General features: G+C 62.4%; 29 protein-coding genes and 1 tRNA gene. 22 read left to right on the top strand and 8 right to left on the bottom strand.

Annotated features, from left to right (window positions below; translation table 11 throughout):
- The first annotated feature begins 36 nt into the window (after positions 1-36).
- Both A3AY_RS0125660 and A3AY_RS0125655 read left to right on the top strand, forming a co-directional pair.
- Positions 37-786, top strand: a complete 750-nt coding sequence (locus A3AY_RS0125660; protein ID WP_026203827.1) for a DUF1223 domain-containing protein — start codon at positions 37-39, stop codon at positions 784-786.
- Between the two features lie 399 nt (positions 787-1,185).
- Positions 1,186-1,593: a DUF2794 domain-containing protein gene (locus A3AY_RS0125655; protein ID WP_026203826.1), complete on the top strand. Its 408-nt coding sequence runs from the start codon at positions 1,186-1,188 to the stop codon at positions 1,591-1,593.
- Position 1,594: 1 nt separating this feature from the next.
- On the opposite strand, the gene A3AY_RS0125650 is transcribed toward A3AY_RS0125655, so the two are convergent.
- From A3AY_RS0125650 to A3AY_RS0125635, 4 genes are all read right to left on the bottom strand, one after another.
- Complete coding sequence (locus A3AY_RS0125650; protein ID WP_018328542.1) at positions 1,595-2,152, bottom strand: GNAT family N-acetyltransferase; 558 nt, start codon at positions 2,150-2,152, stop codon at positions 1,595-1,597.
- 133 nt (positions 2,153-2,285) lie between these two features.
- Positions 2,286-3,029, bottom strand: coding sequence for a Bax inhibitor-1/YccA family protein (locus tag A3AY_RS0125645; RefSeq protein ID WP_018328541.1), 744 nt, complete (start codon positions 3,027-3,029; stop codon positions 2,286-2,288).
- Between the two features lie 226 nt (positions 3,030-3,255).
- On the bottom strand, positions 3,256-5,745 hold the full coding sequence (locus A3AY_RS0125640; protein ID WP_051108414.1) for an ABC transporter permease: 2,490 nt from the start codon (positions 5,743-5,745) through the stop codon (positions 3,256-3,258).
- 59 nt (positions 5,746-5,804) lie between these two features.
- The gene (locus tag A3AY_RS0125635; protein WP_026203825.1) at positions 5,805-6,530 is read right to left on the bottom strand and encodes an ABC transporter ATP-binding protein; all 726 of its coding nucleotides are present in this window, start codon (positions 6,528-6,530) and stop codon (positions 5,805-5,807) included.
- A gap of 72 nt (positions 6,531-6,602) precedes the next feature.
- Here A3AY_RS0125635 and A3AY_RS0125630 point away from each other — a divergent pair, with 72 nt between their 5' ends.
- Together A3AY_RS0125630 and thpR are read left to right on the top strand one after the other, a co-directional pair.
- Entirely contained in the window at positions 6,603-7,244 is a 642-nt protein-coding gene (locus A3AY_RS0125630; protein ID WP_026203824.1) for an arylesterase, read from the top strand.
- Between the two features lie 137 nt (positions 7,245-7,381).
- A complete protein-coding gene (thpR, locus tag A3AY_RS0125625) occupies positions 7,382-7,972 on the top strand; it encodes an RNA 2',3'-cyclic phosphodiesterase (protein ID WP_018328537.1) in 591 nt (196 codons plus the stop codon).
- On the opposite strand, the gene A3AY_RS0125620 is transcribed toward thpR, so the two are convergent.
- Positions 7,909-8,373 carry a low molecular weight protein-tyrosine-phosphatase gene (locus A3AY_RS0125620; protein WP_018328536.1) on the bottom strand — a complete coding sequence of 155 codons (465 nt, stop codon included), beginning with the start codon at positions 8,371-8,373 and terminating at the stop codon, positions 7,909-7,911. The two genes, thpR and A3AY_RS0125620, sit on opposite strands and share 64 nt — an antisense overlap.
- Before the next feature lie 90 nt (positions 8,374-8,463).
- Here A3AY_RS0125620 and A3AY_RS0125615 point away from each other — a divergent pair, with 90 nt between their 5' ends.
- The 7 genes from A3AY_RS0125615 (at position 8,464) to A3AY_RS0125580 (ending at position 14,577) form a co-directional block, all read left to right on the top strand.
- Positions 8,464-8,796: a 4a-hydroxytetrahydrobiopterin dehydratase gene (locus A3AY_RS0125615; RefSeq protein WP_018328535.1), complete on the top strand. Its 333-nt coding sequence runs from the start codon at positions 8,464-8,466 to the stop codon at positions 8,794-8,796.
- Between the two features lie 48 nt (positions 8,797-8,844).
- The gene (locus tag A3AY_RS0125610; protein ID WP_026203823.1) at positions 8,845-9,222 is read left to right on the top strand and encodes a YkvA family protein; all 378 of its coding nucleotides are present in this window, start codon (positions 8,845-8,847) and stop codon (positions 9,220-9,222) included.
- Between the two features lie 481 nt (positions 9,223-9,703).
- Positions 9,704-10,207 (top strand): invasion associated locus B family protein, encoded by a 504-nt coding sequence (locus tag A3AY_RS0125605; protein ID WP_026203822.1) that lies wholly within the window; start codon positions 9,704-9,706, stop codon positions 10,205-10,207.
- Between the two features lie 328 nt (positions 10,208-10,535).
- A complete protein-coding gene (gene rlmN / locus A3AY_RS0125595) occupies positions 10,536-11,708 on the top strand; it encodes a dual-specificity RNA methyltransferase RlmN (protein ID WP_420830257.1) in 1,173 nt (390 codons plus the stop codon).
- Between the two features lie 94 nt (positions 11,709-11,802).
- Positions 11,803-12,756, top strand: a complete 954-nt coding sequence (locus tag A3AY_RS0125590; protein ID WP_018328530.1) for an ABC transporter substrate-binding protein — start codon at positions 11,803-11,805, stop codon at positions 12,754-12,756.
- Positions 12,757-12,907: 151 nt separating this feature from the next.
- Positions 12,908-13,786: an ABC transporter permease gene (locus A3AY_RS0125585; protein WP_026203821.1), complete on the top strand. Its 879-nt coding sequence runs from the start codon at positions 12,908-12,910 to the stop codon at positions 13,784-13,786.
- Entirely contained in the window at positions 13,783-14,577 is a 795-nt protein-coding gene (locus A3AY_RS0125580) for an ABC transporter ATP-binding protein (RefSeq protein WP_018328528.1), read from the top strand. Before A3AY_RS0125585 ends, A3AY_RS0125580 begins: the two co-directional genes overlap by 4 nt.
- Before the next feature lie 6 nt (positions 14,578-14,583).
- Here the strand turns inward: A3AY_RS0125580 and A3AY_RS0125575 are convergent, their stop codons facing one another.
- Positions 14,584-15,225, bottom strand: a complete 642-nt coding sequence (locus tag A3AY_RS0125575) for a LysE family translocator (protein WP_018328527.1) — start codon at positions 15,223-15,225, stop codon at positions 14,584-14,586.
- A 201-nt stretch (positions 15,226-15,426) separates the two neighbouring features.
- On the opposite strand from A3AY_RS0125575, the gene A3AY_RS36120 reads away from it, so the two are divergent.
- The gene (locus tag A3AY_RS36120) at positions 15,427-15,855 is read left to right on the top strand and encodes a BA14K family protein (RefSeq protein ID WP_154663335.1); all 429 of its coding nucleotides are present in this window, start codon (positions 15,427-15,429) and stop codon (positions 15,853-15,855) included.
- Positions 15,856-16,090: 235 nt separating this feature from the next.
- Positions 16,091-17,308 (top strand): argininosuccinate synthase, encoded by a 1,218-nt coding sequence (locus A3AY_RS0125565; RefSeq protein WP_018328525.1) that lies wholly within the window; start codon positions 16,091-16,093, stop codon positions 17,306-17,308.
- A 243-nt stretch (positions 17,309-17,551) separates the two neighbouring features.
- Here the strand turns inward: A3AY_RS0125565 and A3AY_RS0125560 are convergent.
- A tRNA-Ser gene (locus A3AY_RS0125560) sits at positions 17,552-17,641 on the bottom strand.
- A gap of 292 nt (positions 17,642-17,933) precedes the next feature.
- Between A3AY_RS0125560 and rplU the strand changes: the two genes are divergently transcribed.
- From rplU to A3AY_RS0125540, 4 genes are all read left to right on the top strand, one after another.
- Positions 17,934-18,302, top strand: a complete 369-nt coding sequence (rplU, locus tag A3AY_RS0125555) for a 50S ribosomal protein L21 (protein WP_018328524.1) — start codon at positions 17,934-17,936, stop codon at positions 18,300-18,302.
- A gap of 33 nt (positions 18,303-18,335) precedes the next feature.
- Positions 18,336-18,605, top strand: coding sequence for a 50S ribosomal protein L27 (gene rpmA / locus A3AY_RS0125550; RefSeq protein WP_018328523.1), 270 nt, complete (start codon positions 18,336-18,338; stop codon positions 18,603-18,605).
- Between the two features lie 126 nt (positions 18,606-18,731).
- A complete protein-coding gene (locus A3AY_RS0125545) occupies positions 18,732-19,388 on the top strand; it encodes a GNAT family N-acetyltransferase (RefSeq protein ID WP_026203820.1) in 657 nt (218 codons plus the stop codon).
- Positions 19,385-19,966: a GNAT family N-acetyltransferase gene (locus tag A3AY_RS0125540; RefSeq protein WP_018328521.1), complete on the top strand. Its 582-nt coding sequence runs from the start codon at positions 19,385-19,387 to the stop codon at positions 19,964-19,966. The genes A3AY_RS0125545 and A3AY_RS0125540 overlap by 4 nt, the downstream gene beginning before the upstream one ends.
- Positions 19,967-20,010: 44 nt before the next feature.
- On the opposite strand, the gene A3AY_RS0125535 is transcribed toward A3AY_RS0125540, so the two are convergent.
- Positions 20,011-20,871, bottom strand: a complete 861-nt coding sequence (locus A3AY_RS0125535) for an endonuclease/exonuclease/phosphatase family protein (RefSeq protein ID WP_018328520.1) — start codon at positions 20,869-20,871, stop codon at positions 20,011-20,013.
- Between the two features lie 83 nt (positions 20,872-20,954).
- On the opposite strand from A3AY_RS0125535, the gene obgE reads away from it, so the two are divergent.
- The 5 genes from obgE to rsfS all read left to right on the top strand — a co-directional run bounded on the left by obgE (position 20,955) and on the right by rsfS (position 25,578).
- Positions 20,955-21,965, top strand: a complete 1,011-nt coding sequence (gene obgE, locus A3AY_RS0125530; RefSeq protein ID WP_018328519.1) for a GTPase ObgE — start codon at positions 20,955-20,957, stop codon at positions 21,963-21,965.
- A gap of 1 nt (position 21,966) precedes the next feature.
- Positions 21,967-23,136 (top strand): glutamate 5-kinase, encoded by a 1,170-nt coding sequence (gene proB / locus A3AY_RS0125525; RefSeq protein ID WP_018328518.1) that lies wholly within the window; start codon positions 21,967-21,969, stop codon positions 23,134-23,136.
- A complete protein-coding gene (locus tag A3AY_RS0125520) occupies positions 23,129-24,409 on the top strand; it encodes a glutamate-5-semialdehyde dehydrogenase (protein ID WP_018328517.1) in 1,281 nt (426 codons plus the stop codon). The genes proB and A3AY_RS0125520 overlap by 8 nt, the downstream gene beginning before the upstream one ends.
- Positions 24,410-24,454: 45 nt before the next feature.
- Positions 24,455-25,036 carry a nicotinate-nucleotide adenylyltransferase gene (locus A3AY_RS0125515; protein WP_026203819.1) on the top strand — a complete coding sequence of 194 codons (582 nt, stop codon included), beginning with the start codon at positions 24,455-24,457 and terminating at the stop codon, positions 25,034-25,036.
- A 95-nt stretch (positions 25,037-25,131) separates the two neighbouring features.
- A complete protein-coding gene (gene rsfS, locus A3AY_RS0125510) occupies positions 25,132-25,578 on the top strand; it encodes a ribosome silencing factor (protein WP_018328515.1) in 447 nt (148 codons plus the stop codon).
- The last annotated feature ends 102 nt before the right edge of the window (positions 25,579-25,680 follow it).

Here is a 25,680-nt window from a genome sequence, read left to right as displayed (position 1 = left end):
CAGCTCCCCGCATCCTTTGAAATGGAACGACGCCCGATGCCTGGATCCCCTAACCTTCGCCGCATCATGCTCGCCTGTGGCCTCGGCCTGATGGCGCTGCCGGTCATAGCCGGCGAGCCGGCAGGTGTCGTCGAACTGTTCACCAGCCAGGGCTGTTCTTCCTGCCCCCCGGCGGATGCGGCGTTGAAGAAACTGATCGATGACGGCAAGGTCGTGGCGCTTTCCTATCACGTCGACTATTGGAACTATCTCGGCTGGGCCGATACGCTCGCCACCAAGGACAACACCGCCCGGCAATACGCCTATGCCCGGATGCTCGGCCGCAGCGGCGTCTACACGCCCCAGGCCATCCTCAACGGACGCGACCATATCAACGGGGCCGATCTCGACGGCATCAACCGGCGACTGACGGAAATGCGTGAAAAGGGCAAGGGTCTGACCGTCCCGGTTAATGCCACCGTGCGCAAGGACGAGGTCGACATCAATGTCGGTGCCGGCGACGGCAAGGCCAATGTCGTCGTCGTCTATTTCAACCGCGAGCAACTGGTTGACGTGAAGAAGGGTGAGAACAGCGGCAGGACGATTTCCTACTGGCATTCCGTGCGCGATGTCCAGACGATCGGCATGTGGGACGGCAACCCCGCCAATTTCGTGCTGCCGGCCTCCGTTCTCAGTGAAGGCGACAATGACGGCTGCGCCGTGCTGCTGCAAAAGATGAAGGACAATGAAACGCCCGGCGCAATCCTCGGCGCGACGACCGTCATGGCGGACGGCACCGCGAACTAATCTATGACGGGTCAAGTTAACTGGTTCGGCCCGGCAGCATCGAGGGGCTGGGGCTGAGGGTTCGAAGATACCGGACCGAACCGACCAGGCTTCTTGGCAACGGGCGTTGCCAGAAAACGTGGCGTTTGGAGTGGCCGCGCCCGATGGGCGCTGATGGCCAACCACTCCAACACTGCTCCCGCTCGAAAAACGCATCCCTCGAGCAGACAGCAGACCGGACAATCGGGAGGACTCCCCATGTCGGCGAGCGCGAGTGTCGTTTCGAAATGGGGCGCGGTTTTGACTGAAATGCGGCATACAGAAGAAAGTCTCTGGCAAACCGGTGCGGCTTGCGGCTTGCATTTCAGCGAAGGTCAGGCAAACTGTAACCGTCCTGTCACAATAAAGGCCGGGGTAAAGATGACCGATCAGCCGGATTTGCCGCAAGGCGAGACCCGTTCCGAAAGGCAGCCAACCTCCAATGTGGTTGTCCACCTGCACGAATACCGCAGCAGCAGCCAGGATCCGCCACCCATCACCTTCCACCGCAGGGAACTCGACCTGATCCTCAGAGTCTATGGCCGCATGGTCGGCGAAGGCGAGTGGCGCGACTATGCGATGGATCACCTGCGCGACCGGGCGGTGTTCTCGGTGTTCAAGCGTTCAGGCGAGTTGCCGCTCTTCAGGATCGAGAAAAACCCGAAGCTTGCGGCCAAGCAGGGTGCCTACAGCGTCGTCAATACACACGGCATGATCCTGAAGCGCGGCCACGACCTGCAGCAGGTCTTGAAAGTCTTCGACAAGATGCTGAAGCTGATCGAAACCTGAGTCAGCCGCGATAGAGCGTATCCGGATAGACGCCGGGCTCGGGATCGGTCGTCACGCCATCGCCGAGCGGCAATTGCATGATGATCGTATCGAGCCAGCGGCCGTGCTTGAAGCCGGTCCCCTTCATCAATCCGCCATGCTCGAAGCCGGCCGCGCGATGGACCGCCACCGAAGCCGGATGCGCGCCGCCGATGACGGCGACCATCTGGCGGAAGCCGAGTTCCGTGCAGCGCCGGATGAGTTCGGCAAGCAGAGCCTTGCCCGCGCCCTGCCCCCGCGCCTGCGGCGCCAGATAGATCGAATCCTCGACCAGGAAACGATAGGCCGGCCGTGTCCGGAACGCAGATGCATAGGCATAGCCGAGCAGGACGCCATCCGGAGCGACTGCGGCGATATAGGGGTAACCGTTGCTGATGATCGCCGAGAACCGCGACGCCATTTCCGCTTCGGCCGGAGGCGTCATCTCATAGGAGGCAACACCGTTCAGCACGGATTCCCGGTAAATATCGGTGATGGCCGGAATGTCGGAAGGGGTGGCGTCGCGCAGGGTGAAAGACATCGGCAGGCCTGATTGGATAAAACAACTCGTCCTTCATACCGGGATAGAGCAATCAGGCAAGCGCCAAACGTCACGGATCAGGCAACAAAAAAGGCGGCCAAGGCCGCCTTTTTCGATTGTCTCGGGGTTCCGGTTATTCGCGGTTTCCAAGGAAACGCAGCATGAACAGGAACAGGTTGATGAAGTCGAGGTAGAGCGTCAGGGCGCCCATGATGGCCTTGCGGCCGGCGACTTCGGCACCGTCTGCTTCGAAGTACATTTCCTTGATCTTCTGGGTATCCCAGGCGGTCAGGCCGGCGAAGATCAGAACGCCGATGACGGAGATCGCAAAATCAAGCGCGGACGAGCCGAGGAAGATGTTGACGATCGAGGCGATGATCAGGCCGAACAGACCCATGATCAGGAACGAGCCCATACCGGAAAGGTCGCGCTTGGTGGTATAGCCGTAGAGCGACAGACCGCCGAACGAAGCCGCCGTGACGAAGAACGTCTGGACGATGCTCTGGCCGGTATAGATCAGGAAGATCGACGACAGCGAAAGACCCATCAGGCCCGCATAGACCCAGAAGGTGGTCTGCGCGGCGGACACGCTCATGGAGTTGATCCGGAAGCTCATGTAGAACACCAGAGCCAACGGCGCGAGCATGACGACCCACTTCAGCGGGCTCACATAGATCGCCTGACCGAAGGCGGTCAGCTGTCCGTCCGCAAATGCGAATTGGAACGCAGCGAAGGCGGCGATACCGGTGATCGCCAGACCAAGGGCCATCAGGTTGTACACCTTGAGCATATAGGTGCGCAGACCTTCATCGATTACGGCCCCCGCCTGCGCACCAGTCTGCGCCGTCCGGGTTTGGTAGTTTCTAAGATCAGCCATTGTTTCCTCTTATAAGCCCCGGTTAAGTTTACGGTGTCAGGCCACGAGGGCGCATCATCTGAATGATGCCAGCCACTCGGCCCAGGCGCCGCTGCGGGGCTCCAGCATGCCTTGGTAGAATATGATGTCGAAATATGACTTGCACAAGACCGGCAGGGCCGCGAATCGATCGAAAAGCCGCTGCGAACGCCCTTTTGCGCCATAGCATTAACGGTTAACTGGCCGATCAGAGTGCCCGCAGCACCGGTGCAGCCTTCTGACCGAGCACCCGCCAGGTGCCGGCAAGGCCGAAACCGACCGTGACGACCAGCGCGACGGCCATCGTCGCCAGGGCGACATCCGGCAGGAAGGACGACGGCAAGGTCATGATCCGGCTCACCACGTACCAGGCCGCCACGCCGCCGGCGAACAGAGCGAAGATGGCCGTCGACAGGCCGAGCATCGCGTATTCGTAGCAGAAGGCACGGATCAGGGTCGAACGTGTCGCCCCGAGAGTCTTCAGGACGACGGCATCGTGGGTGCGGGCCCGGTTGCCGGCGGCAAGAGCGCCGGCCAGCACCAGAACAGAGGCCACCAGCGCAACGGCGGCTGCGGCGCGGATGGCCGTCGCAAGCTGCCCCAGCAATTGGTTGATGATATCGAGCGCATCCTTGACGCGGACGCTGGTGATCGTCGGATAGGCATTCGTCACCGCCTTCAGCGCTGCCGCCTCGTCGGCCGCCGTGGCGTTGGGATCGATCACCGTGGCGAGCCAGGCATGCGGAGCGCCGGCAAAGGTGTTCGGCGAGAAGACCATGACGAAATTGATCGACAGGGATTCCCACTCCACCGTGCGGAAATTGGCGATCCGGGCCGTGATGTTGCGGCCAAGCACGTTGACGGTGACGGTGTCGCCGAGCTTCAGGCCCAGTTCGCCGGCTTCCTCCGCCGAAAACGAGACGAGCGGCTCGCCGGAATAGTCCGGCGCCCACCAGCTGCCCTGCGTCAGGGACGAATTTTCCGGTCGGTTCTCGGCATAGGTGATGCCCCGGTCGCCGCGCAGCACCCATTGCCCGCCCGGCGGCACGGTCATCTTGCTGACATCCTGCCCGTTGAACGCAAGGATGCGGCCACGCAGCATCGGCACTTCGACGATCTTGCCCTCAGGCAGGCTTTTCTGCAGCAGCGAGCGGAACCCCTCCACCTCGGCGCCCTGAATATCGACGAAGAAGAAGTTCGGCGCCCGCTCCGGCAGGCTGCCGGTGAGCTCGCGGCGCAGATTGCCGTCGATCAGCGCCAGCGTGACGAGAAGCGCAAGCCCGAGACCGAGCGACAGGACCACCGACGGCGTCAGCGCGCCGGGACGATGGATATTGCCGATGGCGAGCCGAAAGGCCGGCGAGCTGACGCGCGGCGCCCGGCGGGCAAGCATGGCGACGAGAACGGCGACGCCGCGCAGCACGATGAAGGCGAAGGCGATGGCGCCGAGGAAGGTGAGCGAAATCCGCCGGTCATAGGCCGTCAGGATGGCAAGGCCGGCAAGCGCTGCAAGGCAGAGAGCGGCGGCAAGCAGATAGGGCCAGGACGGCAGGCGCGACCGTTCGAAGCTCTGCTCGCGGAAGAGCGCGGTCGCCGGTACTTCGCGGGCGTGGCCGAGCGGCAGGATGGCAAAGGCGAGCGCCGTCAGAAGGCCGAACAGGGCGGCAAGGCCAAGCGCTTGCGGGTAGAGCTGGAACGCGGTCGACACCGGCAACATGTTCGCCAGGAATTGCGCGGCGACGAAGGGGATAAGCGCGCCGAGCACAAGGCCGACGACGATGCCGATCAAGGCGATCATCAGGATCTGGATGAGATAGATGGCGGTGACCATCGCGGCGGGCGCGCCGACGCATTTGAACGTTGCGATGACGCCGCGCTTGGAATCGAGGTAGGAGCGCACCGCATTGGCAACGCCGACGCCGCCGACGATCAGCGCCGTCAGGCCGACGAGGGTCAGGAACTGCGAGAAGCGGGTGATGTTGGCCGTCAGCGCCGGCGCCGCGTTCTGGCTGGTGCGAATCGACCAGCCGGCCTGCGGAAATTTCTCCTCGGCCTGTCGGCGCAAGGCCGGAACGCTGGAGGGATCGTCGACCTTCACCTTGTAGGCATGTTCGACGAGGCTTCCCGTCTGCACCAGGCCGGAGGCAGCAAGCGCATCTGCTGACAAGAGCAGGCGCGGCGCAAAGCCGAACCCGTCCGACAAGGCGTCCGGCTCGCGCACGATCAGGCCGGAAATGCGGATGCGCGCCGTGCCGAGCAGAATTTCGTCGCCGGTCTTGATGCCGAGCCGCTCCAGAAGCAACGGGGCTGCCAGCGCATCATGGACATCGCCATGGCTGGCCAGAAGCTCGCCGAGTGGTGCCACCGGCTCGCTTTCGAGCTTGCCGTAGAGTGGATAGGCGCCATCGACCGCCTTCAGCTCGACCAGCGCCTGGTTGGAGCCATCGGGCAGCCTTGCCATGGAGCGCAGGCCGGCGGATACCGCGACCGTGCCCATGTCGTCGACGAAGGCCTTTTCCTCTGGCGTCGCGACGCGGTTGTTGAGTTCGAAGCGGATATCGCCGGCGAGCAGCTCGCGGCCCTGGCTGGCGATCGAGCTGGTGATCGACTGCGACAGCGAATTGACGCCGGCAATCGCCGCCGTGCCGAGCGCAACGCAGGCGAGAAAAATGTAGAAACCCTTCAGGCCGCCGCGCATTTCCCGCAGCGCCAGGCGAAAGGCGAGCCCGGGACGAAAACCGTTGGCAACACGGCCCGTCACGCGGAAACCGCCTTCGACAGCGATGCGGCAAGAGCCGGGTCATGGCCCGAGCCGGAAACGATCTCACCGGAGCGGACCCGCACCTGGCGCGAGCAGCGGGCTGCAAGCGAGGCATCATGGGTCACGAGGACCAGTGTCATGTCGCGCTCGGCCTGCTTGGAGAAGATGAGATCGGCCACCTGGCGGCCGGTTTCGGCATCGAGATTGCCGGTAGGCTCGTCGGCGATCAGCAGTTTCGGCGCCGGCGCCAGGGCGCGCGCGATCGCCACGCGCTGCTGCTCACCGCCGGAAAGCTGGCCGGGATAGTGCGACAGCCGCTCGCCGAGGCCGACGGAGGCGAGCTCCTGGCGGGCAATGTCGAAGGCGTTGCGGACATTGGCAAGCTCGAGCGGCACCGCGACGTTTTCGAGCGCCGTCATGTTCGGGATGAGATGGAAGGACTGGAAGACGATGCCGATATTGCGGCCGCGGAATTCCGCCACCCGGTCTTCGCTCAAGCCGTGCAGCGGCGTGCCGTCGATGATGATTTCACCGCTGTCGAGACGCTCCAGACCGGCAAGAACCATCAGCAGCGTCGACTTGCCTGAGCCCGAGGGACCGACGATGCCGACGGACTCACCGGCCCCGATGGTCAGGCCCATTCCCTTCAGCACATGAACGGACGCAGCGGCCTGGCCGAGTGTCAGATCCGCATTTTTCAGTTCGATCATGGTTTTTGCCAAAGGAACCTGTCCTATATGTAGGATATGGAGATTGCCGAGCGGCTGATGTTTTACCGATTTAAGGGCGCATTCATGCGAATAAAAGGTTTCATGGCTTTTTTGTTGGCGATCACGGCAATTGTGATCACCGCGATCCCGGCCCGTTCCGCCACGCTCAATCTCGTCGGCTTCGGCGACAGCCTGATGGCCGGCTACCAATTGCCGCCGGAAGACGCCTTTCCCGCCCGTCTGGAAAAGGCCCTGCGCGCAAAGGGCCATGACGTGACGATCGCCAATGCCGGCGTTTCCGGCGACACGACCTCGGGCGGGCTGGCGCGGATCGACTGGTCGGTGCCGGATGGCACCAAGGGCGTGATCCTCGAACTCGGCGCCAACGACGCGCTGCGCGGCATCGCCCCCGAAGAAAGCCGCAAGAACCTGATAGCCATGATCGAGAAGCTTAAATCGCGCGGCATCCCGGTTCTCCTGGTCGGCATGCTGGCGCCGCCGAACATGGGCGACGACTATGCGGGCCGGTTCAATCCGATCTATCCGGAGCTTGCCAAGGCCTATGGCACGGAACTCTATCCGTTTTTTCTTGACGGCGTCGTGGAGAATGCGAAGCTGAAGATCGAGGATGGCATGCATCCGAACGGCGACGGCATCGGCGTCATGGTCGAGCGCTTCCTGCCGGTCGCCGAACGCTTCGTACAATCGCTTTCAACGGGAGGCTGAGGAAACCAAAAAAATAATCTCTTGTTCAACGACTGATAATTGCGTTGGATAAATATTGCAGGTGCGAAATTATAGTTGCGTGCAGATGTCAAGCGTGATTCGCTGACGATATCTGCCAGAGATTCGGGGAGCTCGTCATGCCGAGACTTTTCACCGCCCTCGAGATTCCGCGTAATGCCGCAATGAGCCTTTCATTGTTACGTGGTGGTCTTCCCGGTGCCCGTTGGATCGATGTGGAGAATTACCACATCACACTCCGCTTCATCGGTGACGTCGACAACCGGACCGCAGACGAGATCGTCGACCGGCTCGACCGCATCGAACGCCCGGAATTCCAGCTGCAGCTCACCGGCACCGGCGCCTTCGGTTCGAAGAAGCCGCATTCCGTCTGGGCCGGGGTCAGCAACCCGCCGGAACTCTATGCCCTCCAGGCCGAAATCGAGCGCATCTGCCAGCGGCTGGGCCTGCCGGCCGACCCGCGCAAGTTCACGCCGCATGTGACGCTCGCGCGGCTGCGCTCGTCGCGGGTCGAGGATGTCGTCGGTTACCTGTCAGGACGCGGCGGCTTCTACACCAACCCCTTCACCGTCTCGCGCTTCGTGCTCCTGTCGTCGCGCGATTCGATCGGCGGCGGCCCCTACATCACCGAGGAGGTCTTCCCGCTCTACGAGCCGATCTCTTCCAGCCTGCCGATCAGCGAAGAGCAGCCTTCGAAGAGCATGCTGTAGACGGTCTGGAAGCCTTCCGGGCCTCCATAATAGGGGTCGGGCACGTCGCGCTCGACGCCCAGCGTATAGCTGAGGAAAAGATGCAGCTTGTGCTGCGTGGCCGGCGGTGCGAGCGCGCGCAGCGTCGCCAGATTGTTCCGGTCCATCGCAAAGATCAGATCGAAGGCCGCAAAATCGCCGGCATCGATCTTGCGGCCGCGCTGGCCGGCAATATCAATGCCGTGGCGCCGGGCGACGGCAATCGAGCGAGGATCCGGCAGGTCACCGATATGCCAGCCGCCGGTTCCGGCGGAATCGACATCGACGGGGTAACCCAGCGACAGATGCCGCAAAATGCCTTCGGCCAGCGGCGAACGGCAGATATTGCCGAGACAGACAAAGAGAATTCTGACAGGTTTCATGCTATCCAACGGGCAGGAGAAAAATTGAACCTATCCAAGGCTGTCGCGTTGTGAAACCACAATGTTGCCGTCACAAAAAGAGGGATTGTCATGAAACAGGAAAAGCTCAGCCCTGAGACCGTTACCGAGAACCTGCACAAGATGGACGGCTGGGTGCTTGCTGAAGATGGCCTTTCGATCTGGAAGACCTTCCGCTTCAAGAGCTTTGTCGAAGCCTTCGGCTTCATGAGCGAATGCGCGCTGGCGGCGGAGAAGTTCGGCCATCACCCCGAATGGTTCAATGTCTACAACAAGGTGGACGTGACGCTGACCACCCATGATTCCGGCGGGCTGACCGAGCTGGACTTCAAGCTCGCCGCCAGAATGGACCGCGCGGCAGCCGGGCGCATGCCCGACCATATGAAGGAAGCCCATTTGAAATAGGCGCCGCGCTCACCCATATGCTTTTTCATGAAGGACGAGACGAAGAAGATGGATGACGTCAAGATCGGCGAGATTCTGCTGCCTGGCGAGGAGAGCGAGCAGGAGGCAAAGGCCCGCAAGGTCGAGCGCCGCTTCTGGCCGACGCTCAAACGCGCGATGCGGCAGGTGCCGTTCAGCCGCGACCTTGTTGCCGCCTATTATTGCGCCATGGACCCGGCGACGCCGATGCGCACCCGCGGCATCCTTCTCGGCGCGCTTGCCTATTTCGTCCTGCCGTTCGATTTCATCCCGGACGTTCTGGCCATGGTCGGCTTTTCCGATGACATCGCCGTGCTGACCGCCGCCTTTGCCGCGATCAGCGGCCAGATCAAGGAACAGCACTACGTCAGGGCGGACGAGGCCTTGCAGGATAAACTGCCCGACTGAGCCGCTCTGGCGCTTGACGAAATGCCGGCCTGCTTACCCGCCCTGCCCCACGTTTTCTCGCTATCCCCCGCCAGACACGAGGCTTTTTTCGAAGGTCAAACTCTTGCCTGATTCTTTGTGACATAAACGCGCGTCGAGCACGCTTTGGCTGATGGGCAAGCGCTCAGCAAGCCAAGCGCGCACGGCAGACGGAATTCGGCACGTTCTCGCCGGGAACCGTTCCCTGGATTTTCGCAAAACCGTGAAGCAATCAGGCTGGCATCGTTCGGGCGCGCCCTGGCTAGCCTGAAGATCTTGCGAAGCCTGACCTGAAGCAGGATTTGCGTCGCAATGTGTTCCGTATTAAAGCGGGTGCGCAGTGAATTCAGAGAATGTTGACGGTTTGGTAACCTGAATTAAGTCAAAATAAATCAAATCATGACCATGCGTTGCCCGGCTGATGCTGATCGGGCACCGGCGCCCAAGAAACCGGCAGGACAAGATGTTTGTAAGAAAGCTCATCACCGCACTCGCACTCGTGACGGCATTCGCCGGCGTGGCCTCGGCCCAGTCGCCGACCCGTATCCAGCAGTTCAATGCCTGGGGTGCCTATTCCTATACCTCCGGTTCCAGCAAGGTCTGCTACGTTCTTTCGGTACCGAAGGAAAAGAGCCCGGCCAATGTCGACCATGGCGATATCTTCTTCCTCGTGTCGCAGCGCCCGGGCCAGAACATCTCCTACGAGCCACAGGCCATGATGGGCTATCCGCTGCAGGAGAATTCGAAGGTGACAGTCACCATCGACGCCAAGGATTTCGTGATGTTCACCAAGGGCAATTCCGCCTGGGTCGAGAACGCCGCTGAAGAGCCGGCGCTCGTCGCCGCGATGAAATCCGGCAAGGCGATGTCGGTTGCCGCAAAGTCGCGCAAGGGCACGCCGACGGCCTACTCCTATTCCCTGTCGGGCATTTCGGCCGCGCTGAAGCAGATCGAAGGCTGCAAGTAGGCCGTTCTATCTGATCGTTGTTGCAGAAGGCCGGTTCGTCCGGCCTTCTGCCGTTAAGGCATCTGTCTGTTTGCAGGTCTGCCCTGCTGCGCCGGAGGGTGACGGCGGGCGAAATCCGTGCTAAAGGCCCGCTCCATGATGGCTGCGCGGATCCTTGGCGATCCCCAGGCGCGGCAACCGAACTCTGATCTCAGCATTTTACGCGACCGGCTCCAGGCGAAAACGCTGGAACGGGCATTGCGTAACCAGGACACGGGAACTGGCGAGAATGGCCGCGACTGAAGCACTCAATCTGGACCGCCCCTCGAAAGCGCCGGTCCGCCCGGCCATGGCGGCCGAAATGCCGTCGCTGATCGGTCTTTCGCGCGAGGACATGGGCACGGCCCTGGTCGAGATCGGCCTTCCGCAGAAGCAGGTGAAGATGCGGGTGAGCCAGCTCTGGCACTGGCTCTATGTGCGCGGCGTCTCCGACTTCGACCACATGACCAATGTGTCGAAGGACATGCGCGAGATGCTGAAGAAGCATTTCACCATCGCCCGGCCGGAAATCGTCGAGGAGCAGATCTCGACCGACGGCACCCGCAAGTGGCTGTTGCGCTTCCCGCCGCGCGGCGCCGGTCGGCCCGTCGAGATCGAGACCGTCTACATTCCCGAGGAAGGTCGCGGCACGCTGTGCATTTCCAGCCAGGTCGGCTGCACGCTCACCTGTTCCTTCTGCCACACCGGCACGCAGAAGCTGGTGCGCAATCTGACGGCCGAGGAAATCCTGGCGCAGCTTCTGCTGGCCCGCGACCGGCTGGGCGATTTCCCGGACCGCGATACGCCGGCCGGCGCCATCGTGCCCGCCGAGGGCCGCAAGGTCTCCAACGTCGTCATGATGGGCATGGGCGAGCCGCTCTACAATTTCGAAAACGTCAAGACGGCGCTTTTGATTGCCACCGACGGTGACGGGCTCTCGCTGTCGAAGAGGCGCGTGACGCTCTCGACCTCCGGCATCGTGCCGGAAATCCACCGTACCGGCGCCGAGCTCGGCGTCATGCTGGCGATCTCGCTGCATGCCGTGCGCGACGACCTGCGCGACATGCTGGTGCCGATCAACAAGAAATATCCCCTGAAGGACCTGCTCGATGCCTGCCGCGCCTATCCCGGCCTGTCGAACGCGCGCCGCATCACCTTCGAATATGTGATGCTCGAGGGCGTCAACGATTCGCTTGAAGACGCCAAGGAACTGGTGCGGCTCCTGAGGGGCATACCCGCCAAGATCAACCTCATCCCCTTCAATCCCTGGCCCGGCACGAACTACCAGTGTTCCTCCTGGGAGCACATCGAGAAATTTGCCGACTTCATCAACGCGGCCGGCTACGCCTCACCGATCCGCACGCCCCGCGGCCGCGACATTCTCGCCGCCTGCGGCCAGCTGAAATCCGAGTCCGAGCGCATGCGCAAGGTCGACCGCATGGCCTTCGAGGCCATGATGATCGCCAATCACGGCGAGGATTGATCAGCAAATTTGATGAATGCCGGTCTCCAAGTCGATTGATTTAGCCTGTCGCGCTTCCTAAGAAGGCCGAAAAAATCAGTCTCGGAGGACACCCATGCGCTCAATCCTGCTTGCTCTCGCAGCAACCGTCGCCCTCGCCCTGCCCGCGCGGGCAGACGAAGTGACCGTCGCCGTCACCGCCATCGTCGAACACCCGGCGCTCGATGCCGTGCGTGACGGCGTCAAGGAAGCACTGGCCGCAGCCGGCTACAAGGAAGGCGAAAACCTCAAGTTCCTCTATGAGTCCGCCCAGGGCAATCCGGCGACGGCAGCCCAGATCGCTCGCCAGTTCGCCGGCGAAGGACCGGATGTCATCGTTCCGATCTCGACGCCCTCGGCGCAGGCTGTGGTCTCCTCGACGCGCGACATTCCGGTCGTCTTCACCGCCGTGTCCGATCCGCTCGGCGCGCAGCTCGTGAACGACATGGACAAGCCGGGCGGCAACGTCACCGGTCTCTCCGATTTGTCGCCGGTTGCCGAGCATGTCGCGCTCATCAAGGAAATCCTGCCGAACGCGAAATCGATCGGTTATCTCTACAATTCCGGCGAGGCGAACTCGGTTTCGCTGCTCGCCGTTCTGAAGACGCAAGCCGAGAAGGCCGGCCTGACCGTCGTCGAATCCGCCGCGACGAAGTCCGCTGAAGTCCAGGGCGCCGCTCGCGCCCTCGTCGGTCGCGCCGACGTCATCTATATCCCGACCGACAACACGATCATCTCGGCGCTCGAAGGTGCTGTCGCCGTCGCCGAGGAAGCCAAGCTGCCGCTCTTCACGGCCGATACGGACTCCGTTTCGCGCGGCGCGGTCGCTGCTCTCGGCTTCAACTACCATGATGTCGGCAAGCAGACTGGCGACGTCGTCGTGCGTGTCCTCAAGGGTGAAAACCCGGGGGATATCGCCGTCAAGGTCGCAGCCGGCACCGATCTCGTCATCAACAAGGCTGCCGCCTCGAAGATGGGCGTGACCTTCCCCGAAAGCGTGCTCGGCCGCGCCACGCGCGTCATCGAATAGGCGCGCATCGCATCACGCCTTGCACAATCCGATTGATTTCGAACCGCCCTCCTTCCATACGGGGGCGGTTCATCTGTAAAAGCACGCGCCCTTCCATTTGCCGATGCGGGCGGAAGCGCGCGAAGACGTCAAGAGAAGAGGACCGACAGCGGTGAGCCAAATTGCCTTCTGGGGAGCGGTGGAACTGGGGCTCGTCTACGCCTTCGTCGCCATCGGCGTGTTCCTTGCCTTCCGCGTACTCGACTTTCCGGACCTGACCGTGGACGGCTCATTTCCACTCGGCGCCGCCGTTACCGCCGTGCTGATCATCGCCGGCGTCAATCCCTGGCTTGCCGCCGGCGTCGCCATGGTCGCCGGTGCCGCCGCCGGGATCGTCACGGCCATCCTCAATGTGCGCTTCCGCATCCTCAATCTGCTGGCTTCGATCCTGACGATGATTGCGCTGTTCTCGGTCAATCTGCGCGTCATGGGCAAGCCGAACGTCGCGCTGATCAATGCCGACACGATGCTTTCGCCCTTCTACGGCCTCGGCCTGCGCGATTTCTATGTCCGGCCGCTGTTCGTCGGCCTGCTCGTCGTGGTCGCGGCGCTCGCCGTGTGGCGCTTCCTCGAAAGCGACGCCGGGCTTGCCATGCGGGCAACCGGCGCCAATGCGCGCATGGCCCGGGCGCAGGGCGTCGACACCAGCCGCCAGATCTATCTCGGCATGGCGATGTCGAACGCTCTGGTCGCACTCGGCGGCGCGCTGTTTGCCCAGACGAACGGCTTTGCCGATGTCACATCCGGCGTCGGCACCATCGTCGTCGGGCTCGCGGCCGTCATCATCGGTGAGACCCTGCTCGGCAGCCGCGGCATCCTGATCGCGCTTGCCGGCTGCGTGCTCGGCTCGATCCTCTATCGCATCGCCATCCAGCTCGCGCTTTCGACCGACATGCTGGGGCTGCAGGCCTCCGACCTCAACCTGGTCACCGCAGCACTCGTCACCGTCGCCCTCGTCCTTCCCCGCCTGCGCCGCGGAGGTGCCGCATGATCAAGCTCGACAACATCCAGGTCGTCTTCGGCAAGGGTACCCCGCTCGAGAAGCGGGCGCTGAACGGCATCAGCGTCACCATCGAGGAAGGCACCTTCGTCACCGTCATCGGCTCGAACGGCGCCGGCAAATCGACCGTGCTCGGCGTTCTGGCCGGCGACGTGCTGCCGACCGGCGGACAGGTGACGATCGGCAACGCGGACGTGACCCGCAAGGGAACCGCCGCCCGCGCCGGGCTCGTTGCCCGCGTCTTCCAGGACCCGCTGGCGGGAAGCTGCGGCGCGCTGTCGATCGAGGAAAACCTGGCGCTTGCCGCCAAACGCGGCGAAAGCCGCGGGCTGACGCCGGCGCTCGGGGCCAAACGCCGCGCGTATTTCCGCGAACGCATCGCCGAACTCAACCTCGGCCTCGAAAACCGCATGGGCGACCGCATGGACCTGCTCTCGGGCGGCCAGCGCCAGGCCGTCTCGCTGGTGATGGCGACCCTCGCCGGCTCCGAAGTGCTGCTGCTCGACGAACACACGGCAGCGCTCGATCCCGGCATGGCCGAGTTCATCATGAACCTTACCCAGAAGATCGTTTCCGAGCGCAAGTTGACGGCGCTGATGGTCACCCACTCGATGCGCCAGGCGCTCGATTTCGGTCACCGCACGATCATGCTGCACGCCGGCGAAGTCGTGCTCGACGTCTCCGGCGACAGCCGCAAGACGCTGCAGGTCGAGGATCTCATCGCCATGTTCCGCCGCATCCGCGGCCAGACGCTGGATGACGACGCGCTGCTGATCGGCTGACGCCGGTCAGCGCGTCTGGGTGAACAGGATCTTTACCGCGAAGATCGAGAACACGCCGGCAAACGCATAGTCGATGCCGCGCATGACGCTCTTCTTGCGCTGCAGCCAGCCGGACAGCCAGTCGGCCGTCAGGATGACCAGCATATTGACCGGCATCGCGGCCACAATGAAGAAGAAGCCGAGGAACAGGAGCTTCTGCGTCACGGCCGGATCGTTGGCAGTGACGAATTGCGGCAGGAAGGTCATGAAGAAGATGATGACCTTCGGGTTGAGCAGGTTGACCCATAGCCCGGTCGAGATATTGTCCAGGGCGGACGCGCCGGTATCCTCCACCTTCTTCACCGACAGGCTCGACCCGTAACGGATCGCCTGCACTGCCAGCCAGAACAGATAGGCAGCGCCGCCGGTCTTCAGCACCATGAAGGCCGTCGGCGAGGCGGTGATCAGCGCCGAGATGCCGAAGGCAACGAGCAGCGTATGCACGACGCAGCCAAGGCTCGTGCCGATTACCACGAAGAAGGCGGCGGCCTTGCCCTGCGACAGCGCCCGGCTGATCGACAGCGTCATGTCGGGACCCGGCGTCGCCGCCAGAAGCAAAGTCGCCGCGGTGAAGGCAAGAAGCGTCGGCAGGCTGGGCAGAAAATCCATGGCGTAAGATCCTCGAATGACAACGGGCGCGATCCCTGGAGCATGTAGCGAAAACACAACGATGCTACCAGTTCTTTCGCGGGAAAACGCGCTCTGTTTCGCATAGTGAAACTCTTTGTATTTTCAGGTATCCTTATAGATGGAGACAGGAAAAGGAGAAGGGCTGAAACAGGAGAGAAGCGGATGAGAAAACTCGCGATCGTGATTATTTCGCTGATCACAGCTTTCATGAGCGTAGCGCCGGCACAGGCTTTTCCACGCGTCAACACAGCCAACGCCGTTAAAAATCCGGATGTCATCGACGTCCGTTATCGGCGTTATTACGGCGGGCACCGCCACCACGGGCACCACGGCCACGGGCACCATTATGGCGGCGCGATCATCGGCGGTTTCGCGACCGGCATGATCCTTGGCGGCCTGCTCGCCAGCCCGTATTACGGGTCGGGTTACTATGGCCCCGGGACTTACTACGGCCCGGGCGCTTATTACGGTCCCAGAGCCTACTATGGCCCGCGGGCTTTTTATGGCTACGGAGGCTATTATGGCCGTAGAGCCTACTATGGTCCGCGAGGCTACTATTATGGTCCCAGAGCTTATTATGGCCGCAGAGGCTATTATCGCGACTGGTAGGAAGGTGTGATGAGATAGAGTGACCTGATCAGCGCCCGCCACCATCCCTGGCGGCGGGTTTGCTGTTTTGGCGTCGGCCGACACTCGGACCCTGTTCACCCCCTGGGCAGGCAAAGGCGCGCTCTCAGCAATTCCCTTGGCCGAAAGGCTTGCACACCCCGGCAATCTCGCTAAAAGTGCCGCAGAATTTTTGTGGCACGATCCCGTGCCTTTCCGACAAGACGGGCAGATTAACATGGCAAAGCAAGTGAAAAAGGTCGTTCTCGCCTATTCCGGCGGTCTCGACACATCGATCATCCTGAAATGGCTGCAGACCGAACTGGGCGCCGAAGTCGTCACCTTCACCGCCGATCTCGGCCAGGGCGAAGAGCTGGAGCCGGCCCGCAAGAAGGCAGAGATGCTCGGCATTAAGGAAATCTACATCAAGGACGTCCGCGAGGAGTTCGTGAAGGATTTCGTCTTCCCGATGTTCCGCGCCAATGCCGTCTATGAAGGCGTCTACCTGCTCGGCACCTCGATTGCCCGGCCGCTGATCTCCAAGCACCTGATCGAGATCGCCCGCGAAACCGGTGCCGACGCGATCGCTCATGGTGCCACCGGCAAGGGCAACGACCAGGTCCGTTTCGAACTGTCGGCTTACGCGCTCAATCCCGACATCAAGATCATCGCGCCCTGGCGCGACTGGTCGTTCAAGAGTCGCACCGACCTGCTCGAATTCGCCGAAAAGCACCAGATTCCGGTTGCCAAGGACAAGAAGGGGGAAGCGCCCTTCTCCGTCGACGCCAACCTCCTGCACTCCTCCTCCGAGGGCAAGGTGCTCGAAGACCCGGCCCAGGAAGCCCCCGAATACGTGCATATGCGCACGATCTCGCCGGAAGCCGCTCCGGACAAGGCGACTGTCATCAAGATCGGTTTCGAAAAGGGTGATGCCGTCTCGATCAACGGCGTCCGCCTCTCGCCGGCGTCCTTGCTGGCCAAGCTCAACGAGTATGGCCGCGACAATGGTATCGGGCGTCTCGACCTGGTCGAAAACCGCTTCGTCGGCATGAAGTCGCGCGGCGTCTACGAGACCCCCGGCGGCACCATCCTGCTCACCGCCCATCGCGCCATCGAATCGATCACCCTGGATCGGGGTGCAGCCCATCTCAAGGACGAGCTGATGCCGCGCTATGCCGAGCTGATCTATTACGGCTTCTGGTTCTCGCCGGAGCGCGAGATGCTGCAGGCACTGATCGACAAGAGCCAGGAACATGTCGAGGGCGAGGTCACACTCAAGCTCTACAAGGGCAACGTCATGGTCACCGGCCGCGAGAGCGACAAGTCGCTCTATTCCGACAAGCTCGTCACCTTCGAAGACGATCAGGGCGCCTACGACCAGAAGGACGCCGCCGGCTTCATCAAGCTCAACGCGCTTCGCCTGCGCACGCTGGCTGCCCGCAACCGCGACAAGTAAGGGCGGAAAACGCCTTTCGAATTGAAGGCCCGCTTCCGGCTGAACTCGCCCCTAAAAGTTGGACACAGCTTTCTGGGTCGGTTCACCAAGCGGGTTTTTGTTGTTGCCACCGGCCGCTTCCGCCCTGGCGCACGCGTTTCGACAGGCAACGACGGGCAATCCCCTCAAGTCACGACCGGCCGCTGAAAGCGAATGTCTAGGAACAATCCGGTACTTATGTCTCCGGGTCGGACAAACGGTGAATGGCGGAGAGGGTGGGATTTGAACCCACGATACCCTTGCAGGTATGCCGCATTTCGAGTGCGGTGCATTCGACCACTCTGCCACCTCTCCGGATGTTTTGGTCGGCGCTTGTCAGCGCGAGGCGGTTCATAGCGGCAGTTTGGTGCAATGACAAGGGGGTAGGGGCAAGGAATATTTGACGAATTCGTCACGCTTGCCTTGACAGTTTTCCCGGCTTCCATTAATCCGCGCAACTGAAGTGGTGTGGCATGTCCTCACCGCGCCGGGTGTCCATTACGCCCGTTCACCGGCAAGGTCCTGTGGCCTTGTCATGTCCGACTGGCAAAAAGACGGCCCCACTTTCTTAAGGTGGAGAGCCGGAACGAACATGAAAGGATAAAAAATGTTCGCAGTCATCAAGACCGGCGGTAAGCAGTACCGCGTGGCCGCCAACGATGTCGTCACGATCGAAAAGCTCGACGGCGTAGCAGGCGACAAGATTGAATTCACCGAGATCCTGATGGTCGGCGTCGGCGCAGACGCAACCATCGGCGCTCCGTTTGTCGAAGGTGCCGTTGTCAGCGCCGAGGTCGTGGAACAGGGTCGCGCCAAGAAGGTCATCGCCTTCAAGAAGCGCCGCCGCCAGAACTCGAAGCGCACCCGCGGTCATCGCCAGCATCAGACGACTGTCCGCATCCTGGACATCGCTGCTGCCGGCAAGGCGAAGAAGGCTTCCAAGAAGTCTGAAGTCGCCGCCGAAGCTGCAAACTGAGACAACGGATCTAAGGTTTAAAGGAGAACACCAATGGCACACAAAAAAGCTGGCGGTTCGTCGCGCAACGGTCGTGATTCCGAATCCAAGCGCCTTGGCGTGAAGAAGTTCGGCGGCGAAGTCGTCGTAGCGGGCAACATTATCGTGCGTCAGCGCGGTACGCAGTGGCATCCGGGCGCCAATGTCGGCCTCGGCAAGGATCACACGATTTTTGCGCTTACGGCGGGCAACGTGGACTTCCGTACGAAGGCCAATGGCCGCGTGTACGTGTCTGTAATGCCGAAAGCCGAAGCAGCGGAATAAGCCGGTAGCGCTCTAAAACAGCCGGCGTCTCATCGACCCGGCTGACCGCACCTGGTTCAGGCCAAGATCAAAAGGGGAGATGGGGCAAGACCCAACTCCCCTTTTTCACGTCTTGGAGGACTGACCATGCAGAGCGAATTGTTGAGGGAGAGCCAATCGCGGTCTCCCCGGGAAGATTCCCTGGAATCTTCTCAGGAGAGGCCGAGGCCTCAGCGGTCAAGGACCGATTGCCCGATATTGTTATCGCCCCGGCTCGTTTTGCGCGCGCCGCATGAAGACGATATCGACGCCCTTGCCCATCTTGCCAACAACGCCAATATCGCCACCATGGTTTCGCGCATGCCGCACCCGTACACGGTGGCCGATGCCGCGGATTTCGTACGCCGTACGAAGACGGGCGCGATTGGCAAGTGCGTCTATGCGATTACCAAAGCGGACAATGGCGCATTCCTGGGCTGCTGCGGTATCGAGCCGCATCCCGACGGCAAGACGGCAGAGCTCGGCTACTGGCTGGGCGAGCCCTACTGGAACAAGGGTTATGCCACCGAAGCAGCGCAGGCACTGACCGACATGGCCTTCCGCACCCGCGACATAGACCAGATCGATGCGCGCTGCCGGGTCATGAACGTCGCCTCGCGGCGGGTCATCCAGAAATGCGGTTTCCAGTTCCAGGGATCAGGCATGGTCGGCAGCCTGGCGCTCGGCGGCATGATGTCTGTCGAATGGTACCGGCTCGACCGCAAGACCTGGATGTCGCTCAGAAGCTGGGGAGGTCTGCGATGACCGCTCATCTTCGCGAACGGCCGAAGATTGCGGCCCGTCCCGATCCCGGCCCCTGCCCGGTCATCGAGACCGCGCGGCTGACCCTGCGTTCGCACCGGCTCTCCGACGCGGACGCGGTGGCGCAATCGCTTGGCGACTACCAGATCTCGCGTATGCTGGCGCGCGTGCCGGTGCCGTATCATCGGCAGGATGCACTCGACTGGCTGGTGCGCCAGACGGCAGGCCTCAACGGCGATTGGACGCTGGCGATCACCACCGGCGACGATGTCCATATCGGCTGCGTCGGCATCGAGCTTATGCATGGCCAATGGCATCTGGGCTACTGGCTGAACCGCTACTACTGGAGCCGCGGCTATGCGAGCGAAGCAGTTCATGCGGCGGTCGGGCGGTTCTTCCAGCGCATGCCCGACACCGTGCTTCATTCCGGCGTGTTTGCCGACAATGCGGCCTCGCTGAAGCTGCAGAAGAAGCTCGGTTTCGAGATCACCGGCTGCAGCCAGATCTACGCGCTCGCCCGCAACAGCCTGGTGAGCCATATCGAAACCCGCATCACGGCAGGCGACCTGCGCAAGCCGTGACACGAGATGAAGCCCGCGGCAGCGATGCCGCGGGCTTTTTGCCGTCATGCGAGTTCGAAACCGACGGGCAGGTGATCGGAGCCGAACGCGTCGAAATCGATCCAGGCATCCTTCAACCGCGGCACGAGCCCGCTGCTCAGGAAACAATAGTCGAGATGCATGCGCTTGCTATGATTGGCGGGATCGATCCAGCTATAGCTGTCCGGCGTCAGCCGGCCGAGATGCGCCAGTGCATCGACCGGGTTTTCAAGACGCAGCGAGCGTCCGTAAAAGGCGTCGCGCGTGCCGGCCATCGCGCAGTATTCGGGGCTCTCCGGCACCATGTTGAAATCGCCCATCAGCACGAAATCGTCGGGATGCGGCAATTCGTCGAAACCGAAATCGGCGCCGCCGGTCATGGCGCCGCCTTCGATGCCATAGGAAATTGCCCTGGCCTTCAGGTAGGAAATCTGGGCGATGCGTTCGGCGGGATAGACATGGTCGAGATGCACCGAATAGACGCGCAGCGGACCGCTTGGCGTATCGATCAGAGCTTCGGTTGCACCCCGCTGCGGGTTGATCGGCGAGATCGTGCGGGTGCGCGGCAGGGGAAGCAGGCGCGTCGACAGGATCGGGAAGCGCGACAGGATCATGTTGCCGAACTGGAAGCGCCGGTCGACGGCGCGGCCGTTCTCGATCGCCGATCCGGCATCGATCTCGCAGGCCGGCCAGAAGGCGCAGAAGTATTGCGGCTTGAGGTCGCGGAAAATCGCGACGAGATCGGCATTGCCGTTGCGATGAAAATTCCGCGTCACTTCCTGCAGCGCGATGATGTCGGCCCCCTCGAGGCTTCTGGCAATGCGCTCAGGATCAAAACGGCCGTCGAGACCGACGCCGTACTGGATGTTGTAGCTCAAAAACTTCACGATATTCTTTGACCTCCGGGGTAAGCGCCTATATCGATGGCGGCAAATACGGCAGGCAAATACACCCAACAGATGGCAGTGCGATGAAATTTCTCGACGAAGCAAAAGTCTATATCCGCTCCGGCGATGGCGGGGCTGGCGCTGTGTCGTTCCGGCGCGAGAAATTCATCGAGTTCGGCGGCCCGGACGGCGGTGACGGCGGCCGCGGCGGCGATGTCTGGGTCGAGGCCGTCAACGGCCTCAACACGCTGATCGATTTTCGCTTCCAGCAGCATTTCAAGGGCGGCACCGGCGTTCACGGCATGGGCCGCAACCGCACGGGCGCCGGCGGCGCCGATGTGACGCTGAAGGTGCCGGTCGGCACGCAGATCTTCGAGGAAGACGGCGAGACGCTGATCGTCGACATGATCACCGAGGGCCAGCGCTTCCGGCTCGCGGCCGGCGGCAATGGCGGCTTCGGCAATGCGCATTTCAAGTCCGCGACAAACCAGGCGCCGAGCTGGGCCAATCCGGGCCTGGAGGGCGAGGAAAAGACCATCTGGCTACGGCTGAAGCTGATCGCCGATGCCGGCCTCGTCGGCCTGCCCAATGCGGGAAAATCGACGTTTCTGGCAACGACGACACGCGCCCGGCCGAAGATCGCCAACTATCCGTTCACGACGCTGCATCCGAACCTCGGCGTCGCAACAATCGACGGCCGCGAATTCATCCTAGCCGATATTCCCGGCTTGATCGAGGGCGCCCATGACGGTGTCGGCCTCGGCGACCGCTTCCTCGGCCATGTCGAACGCACCCGCGTCCTCCTCCATCTCGTCTCGGCGCAGGAAGAGAATGTCGCCAAGGCCTACAAGACGGTGAAGCATGAGCTCGAAGCCTATGGCGGCGAGCTCACCGACAAGCCGGAAATCGTCGCCTTGTCGCAGATCGACGTGCTCGATCCAGACGAGCTGAAGAAAAAACAGAAGGCGCTGGCCAAGGCGAGCGGCCAGACGCCGCTGCTTCTGTCGGCCGTCGTCGGCACCGGCATGACCGATACGCTGCGGGCGCTGCGCGACGTCATCGTCCGCGCTCAGACCTACGGGGACGAAAACTGATATGGCCACCACCCGCAAACCGCTGGAAAAACACCGCCGGATTGTGATCAAGATCGGCTCGGCTCTGCTCGTCGATCGCAAGAGCGGCCTGAAGAAACAATGGCTGAACGCCATGTGCGCCGACATCGCCGTGCTGAGGGCCAAGGGCGTCGACGTTCTCGTCGTCTCCTCGGGTGCCATCGCGCTCGGCCGCTCGGTGCTCGATCTCGCCCCCGGCGTGCTGAAGCTCGAGGAAAGCCAGGCGGCCGCGGCCGTCGGCCAGATCGCGCTCGCGCGCGCCTGGTCGGAAAGCCTGTCGACCGGCGAGATCGTCGCCGGCCAGATCCTTTTGACGCTCGGCGACACCGAGGAGCGCCGCCGCTATCTCAATGCCCGTGCGACGATCAACCAGCTTCTCAAGATGGGCGCCGTGCCGATCATCAACGAGAACGACACGGTCGCCACCACCGAAATCCGCTATGGCGACAACGACCGGCTTGCAGCCCGCGTCGCGACGATGACCGGTGCTGACCTGCTCGTCCTTCTTTCCGACATCGACGGCCTCTATACGGCGCCGCCGCACCTCGATCCGAACGCCCGCTTCCTCGAAACCATCGCGGAAATCACCCCGGAGATCGAGGCGATGGCGGGCGGTGCGGCATCCGAGCTGTCGCGCGGCGGCATGCGCACCAAGATCGATGCCGGCAAGATTGCCACGGGCGCCGGTTGCGCCATGATCATTGCCTCCGGCAAGGCCGATCATCCGCTTTCGGCCATCGGCACTGGTGCCCGCTCCTCCTGGTTCGCGCCGTCGCGATCACCGGTCACGGCGCGGAAAACCTGGATTGCCGGTCAATTGTTGCCGGCCGGCAGCCTGATCATCGACGCAGGCGCCGAGACCGCCCTGCGCTCCGGCAAGAGCCTGCTTCCGGCCGGCGTCCGCCAGGTCACCGGTTCCTTCAGCCGTGGCGATACGATCGCCATCATCGGTGCCGAAGGCCGTGAGATCGCCCGCGGGCTGGCCGGCTACGACGCCGACGAAGCGCGGCAGATCGCCGGCAAGAAATCGGCTGAAATTGCCGTTATTCTGGGATACGCAGGCCGCGCGGCGATGGTGCATCGCGACGACATGGTGATGACGGCACCGGCAAAACGGGACATGGATGCGGCAAGGAGCGACGCGCATGCTTGACGACGTGCGGAAAAAGGAAATTCAGGAGCTGATGGCGGTGATCGGCAAGCAGGCCCTTGCCGCCAGCCGGCCGCTCGCCACCGCTTCCGCCGAACGCAAGCACGCCGCCCTTGTCAGCATGGCGAGCAACATCGTCGCCCGCAAGGACGACATCCTTGCCGCCAACGCGCTCGACCTGGAGCATGCCCGCGAAACCGGCGTCGCCGCTTCGTTCCTCGACCGCCTGACGCTGTCGGAAGGCCGCGTTCTCGACATGGCCAACGCGATCCGCGCGATTGCCGAGCTCCCGGACCCGGTCGGCGACGTTATCGCCGAATGGGACCGCCCGAACGGACTGCATATCGAGCGCGTCCGCACGCCGCTCGGCGTGATCGGCGTCATTTATGAAAGCCGCCCCAATGTGACGGCGGATGCCGGCGCGCTCTGCCTCAAGGCCGGCAATGCCGTCATCCTGCGCGGCGGGTCTGACAGCCTGCATTCATCGCAGGCTATTCATGCCTGCCTCGTGCAGGGTTTGAAGGATGCCGGCCTTCCAGAGCATGCGATCCAGATGGTGCCGGTGGCCGATCGCTCCGCCGTCGGCGCCATGTTGACCGGTCTTGGCGGCACGATCGACGTCATCGTTCCGCGCGGCGGCAAGAGCCTCGTGGCCCGCGTCCAGAACGAGGCGCGCGTGCCTGTCTTTGCCCATCTCGAGGGCCTGTGCCATGTCTATGTCGATGCTTCGGCCGACCTGGAAATGGCAATCAAGATCGTCGTCAACGCCAAGATGCGCCGCACCGGCGTCTGCGGCTCGGCCGAAACGCTGCTGATCGACCGCAAGGCGAAAGACACGTTCGTCACGCCCCTCATTGCCGCGCTGTGCGATGCCGGCTGCGAAGTCCGCGCCAGCGAAGACATCCGCGCCATCGTTCCGGACCTGATTGCGGCGACGGAAGAGGACTGGGCGACCGAATATCTCGATTCAATCATCTCGGTGAAGCTGGTGGATGGCATCGATGGCGCCGTCGATCATATCGCCAACTGGTCTTCGTCCCATACGGAGGCGGTGATCGCCGAGGATCCGGCGGTCGTCGAGCGCTTCTTCTCGGAAGTCGATTCGGCCATCCTCCTGCACAATGCCTCGACACAGTTTGCCGATGGCGGCGAGTTCGGCATGGGCGGCGAGATTGGCATCGCCACCGGCAAGATGCATGCGCGCGGCCCGGTCGGCGTCGAGCAGCTCACCTCGTTCAAGTACAGGGTGCGCGGCACCGGACAGGTGCGGCCTTAAGTGCATCCTGTGCAGCCTGACAGGGTCGATCCGTTCTACCTGAAAATGCCGCATGTGGAGAGCGGCATGACGGTCGGCCTGTTCGGCGGCTCGTTCAATCCGCCGCATGACGGCCATGTGCTGGTCGCCGATATCGCGCTGCGCCGTCTTGGGCTCGATCAGCTCTGGTGGATGGTAACCCCGGGCAACCCGTTGAAGAACCGCAACCATCTCGCTCCGCTCGCCGAGCGCATCAGCCTCAGTCAGGCGATCACCCATGACCCCCGCATCAAGGTGACCGCGTTCGAGCAGTCGCTGGGGCAGAGCTACACGGCCCGCACGCTGGAAAAGATCCGCGATCGCAACCGCGACATCCGCTTCGTCTGGGTCATGGGCGCCGATAACCTGAAAAACTTCCATCTCTGGCAGGACTGGCAAAAAATCGCCCGCACCTATCCCATCGCCGTGATCGACCGGCCGGGCGACACGCTGTCCTATCTCTCCTCAAAGATGGCGAAGACTTTTGACTATGCGCGCGTCGACGAAGCCCATGCCGCAAGTCTCGCCTGGCGCAAGGCGCCGGCCTGGACCTTCATTCACGGACCACGCTCTCCGCTCAGCTCGACGGCGCTCAGGGCGCAATCGTGAACAATGATTAACCGTCATTTACTTCTCACGTCTTGAAACGTTAAGGCATTGGTGCCTACATTTACCATAGCGGTTCGACCGACATTCGAATCGTGGTGCCTGTTCTGTTCAACTGGAAAGGAAAGACCCTGACAACAGTACACGCGAAGGGAAATGTCACACGCATTTTCCCGCAAAGCCCGGATCGCAGCGACGAAGCCGCTGCCCGTGCTCTTCACCTGGTCCTCAACAGTCTCGAGGACTCGAAAGCAGAAGATATCGTCACCATCAACATTGCCGGAAAATCGGCGCTGGGAGACTACATGGTCGTCGTCTCCGGGCGCTCGAGCAGGCATGTCATGGCGATTGCCGATCACCTGATGACCGACCTGAAGGACGAAGGCCATGGCAATGCCCGCGTCGAAGGCCTGGAAACCGGTGACTGGGTGCTGATCGACAGCGGTGACATCATCATCCACGTCTTCCGTCCGGAAATCCGCGAGTTCTACAACATCGAAAAGATGTGGGCCGCGCCGGATATGGAAGACGGCAGGCTGCACTAGGATCCTGTGATGGTCGCACAGGTGAAACCATCTGGTTGCGGCCGGTAGCAGAACGGAATCGCGCGCCGGCGTTTGCCGGAGAAAATCGACTGCGTGTCAGGC

Origin of the sequence: Rhizobium giardinii bv. giardinii H152, from assembly GCF_000379605.1 — a bacterium.
GTDB classification, from domain to species: Bacteria; Pseudomonadota; Alphaproteobacteria; order Rhizobiales; family Rhizobiaceae; genus Pararhizobium; species Pararhizobium giardinii.
The sequence above is the reverse complement of the archived record's forward strand: the minus strand, read 5'-3'. Positions and strand labels throughout refer to the sequence as shown.

What these genes read in the sequence shown, in the direction of transcription:
- A3AY_RS0125515 (WP_026203819.1), top strand. Translation starts at nt 24,455, where the DNA reads ATGCCGCATGTGGAGAGCGGCATGACGGTCGGCCTGTTCGGCGGCTCG.
- A3AY_RS0125655 (WP_026203826.1), top strand. Translation starts at nt 1,186, where the DNA reads ATGACCGATCAGCCGGATTTGCCGCAAGGCGAGACCCGTTCCGAAAGG.
- A3AY_RS0125660 (WP_026203827.1), top strand. Translation starts at nt 37, where the DNA reads ATGCCTGGATCCCCTAACCTTCGCCGCATCATGCTCGCCTGTGGCCTC.
- A3AY_RS0125580 (WP_018328528.1), top strand. Translation starts at nt 13,783, where the DNA reads ATGATCAAGCTCGACAACATCCAGGTCGTCTTCGGCAAGGGTACCCCG.
- A3AY_RS0125520 (WP_018328517.1), top strand. Translation starts at nt 23,129, where the DNA reads ATGCTTGACGACGTGCGGAAAAAGGAAATTCAGGAGCTGATGGCGGTG.
- proB (WP_018328518.1), top strand. Translation starts at nt 21,967, where the DNA reads ATGGCCACCACCCGCAAACCGCTGGAAAAACACCGCCGGATTGTGATC.
- rlmN (WP_420830257.1), top strand. Translation starts at nt 10,536, where the DNA reads ATGGCGGCCGAAATGCCGTCGCTGATCGGTCTTTCGCGCGAGGACATG.
- A3AY_RS0125545 (WP_026203820.1), top strand. Translation starts at nt 18,732, where the DNA reads ATGCAGAGCGAATTGTTGAGGGAGAGCCAATCGCGGTCTCCCCGGGAA.
- A3AY_RS0125565 (WP_018328525.1), top strand. Translation starts at nt 16,091, where the DNA reads ATGGCAAAGCAAGTGAAAAAGGTCGTTCTCGCCTATTCCGGCGGTCTC.
- A3AY_RS0125540 (WP_018328521.1), top strand. Translation starts at nt 19,385, where the DNA reads ATGACCGCTCATCTTCGCGAACGGCCGAAGATTGCGGCCCGTCCCGAT.
- A3AY_RS0125575 (WP_018328527.1), bottom strand. Translation starts at nt 15,225, where the DNA reads ATGGATTTTCTGCCCAGCCTGCCGACGCTTCTTGCCTTCACCGCGGCG.
- A3AY_RS0125610 (WP_026203823.1), top strand. Translation starts at nt 8,845, where the DNA reads ATGGATGACGTCAAGATCGGCGAGATTCTGCTGCCTGGCGAGGAGAGC.
- thpR (WP_018328537.1), top strand. Translation starts at nt 7,382, where the DNA reads ATGCCGAGACTTTTCACCGCCCTCGAGATTCCGCGTAATGCCGCAATG.
- A3AY_RS0125605 (WP_026203822.1), top strand. Translation starts at nt 9,704, where the DNA reads ATGTTTGTAAGAAAGCTCATCACCGCACTCGCACTCGTGACGGCATTC.
- A3AY_RS0125615 (WP_018328535.1), top strand. Translation starts at nt 8,464, where the DNA reads ATGAAACAGGAAAAGCTCAGCCCTGAGACCGTTACCGAGAACCTGCAC.
- A3AY_RS0125650 (WP_018328542.1), bottom strand. Translation starts at nt 2,152, where the DNA reads ATGTCTTTCACCCTGCGCGACGCCACCCCTTCCGACATTCCGGCCATC.
- A3AY_RS0125645 (WP_018328541.1), bottom strand. Translation starts at nt 3,029, where the DNA reads ATGGCTGATCTTAGAAACTACCAAACCCGGACGGCGCAGACTGGTGCG.
- rplU (WP_018328524.1), top strand. Translation starts at nt 17,934, where the DNA reads ATGTTCGCAGTCATCAAGACCGGCGGTAAGCAGTACCGCGTGGCCGCC.
- rpmA (WP_018328523.1), top strand. Translation starts at nt 18,336, where the DNA reads ATGGCACACAAAAAAGCTGGCGGTTCGTCGCGCAACGGTCGTGATTCC.
- obgE (WP_018328519.1), top strand. Translation starts at nt 20,955, where the DNA reads ATGAAATTTCTCGACGAAGCAAAAGTCTATATCCGCTCCGGCGATGGC.
- A3AY_RS0125630 (WP_026203824.1), top strand. Translation starts at nt 6,603, where the DNA reads ATGCGAATAAAAGGTTTCATGGCTTTTTTGTTGGCGATCACGGCAATT.
- A3AY_RS0125620 (WP_018328536.1), bottom strand. Translation starts at nt 8,373, where the DNA reads ATGAAACCTGTCAGAATTCTCTTTGTCTGTCTCGGCAATATCTGCCGT.
- A3AY_RS0125640 (WP_051108414.1), bottom strand. Translation starts at nt 5,745, where the DNA reads ATGCGCGGCGGCCTGAAGGGTTTCTACATTTTTCTCGCCTGCGTTGCG.
- A3AY_RS0125590 (WP_018328530.1), top strand. Translation starts at nt 11,803, where the DNA reads ATGCGCTCAATCCTGCTTGCTCTCGCAGCAACCGTCGCCCTCGCCCTG.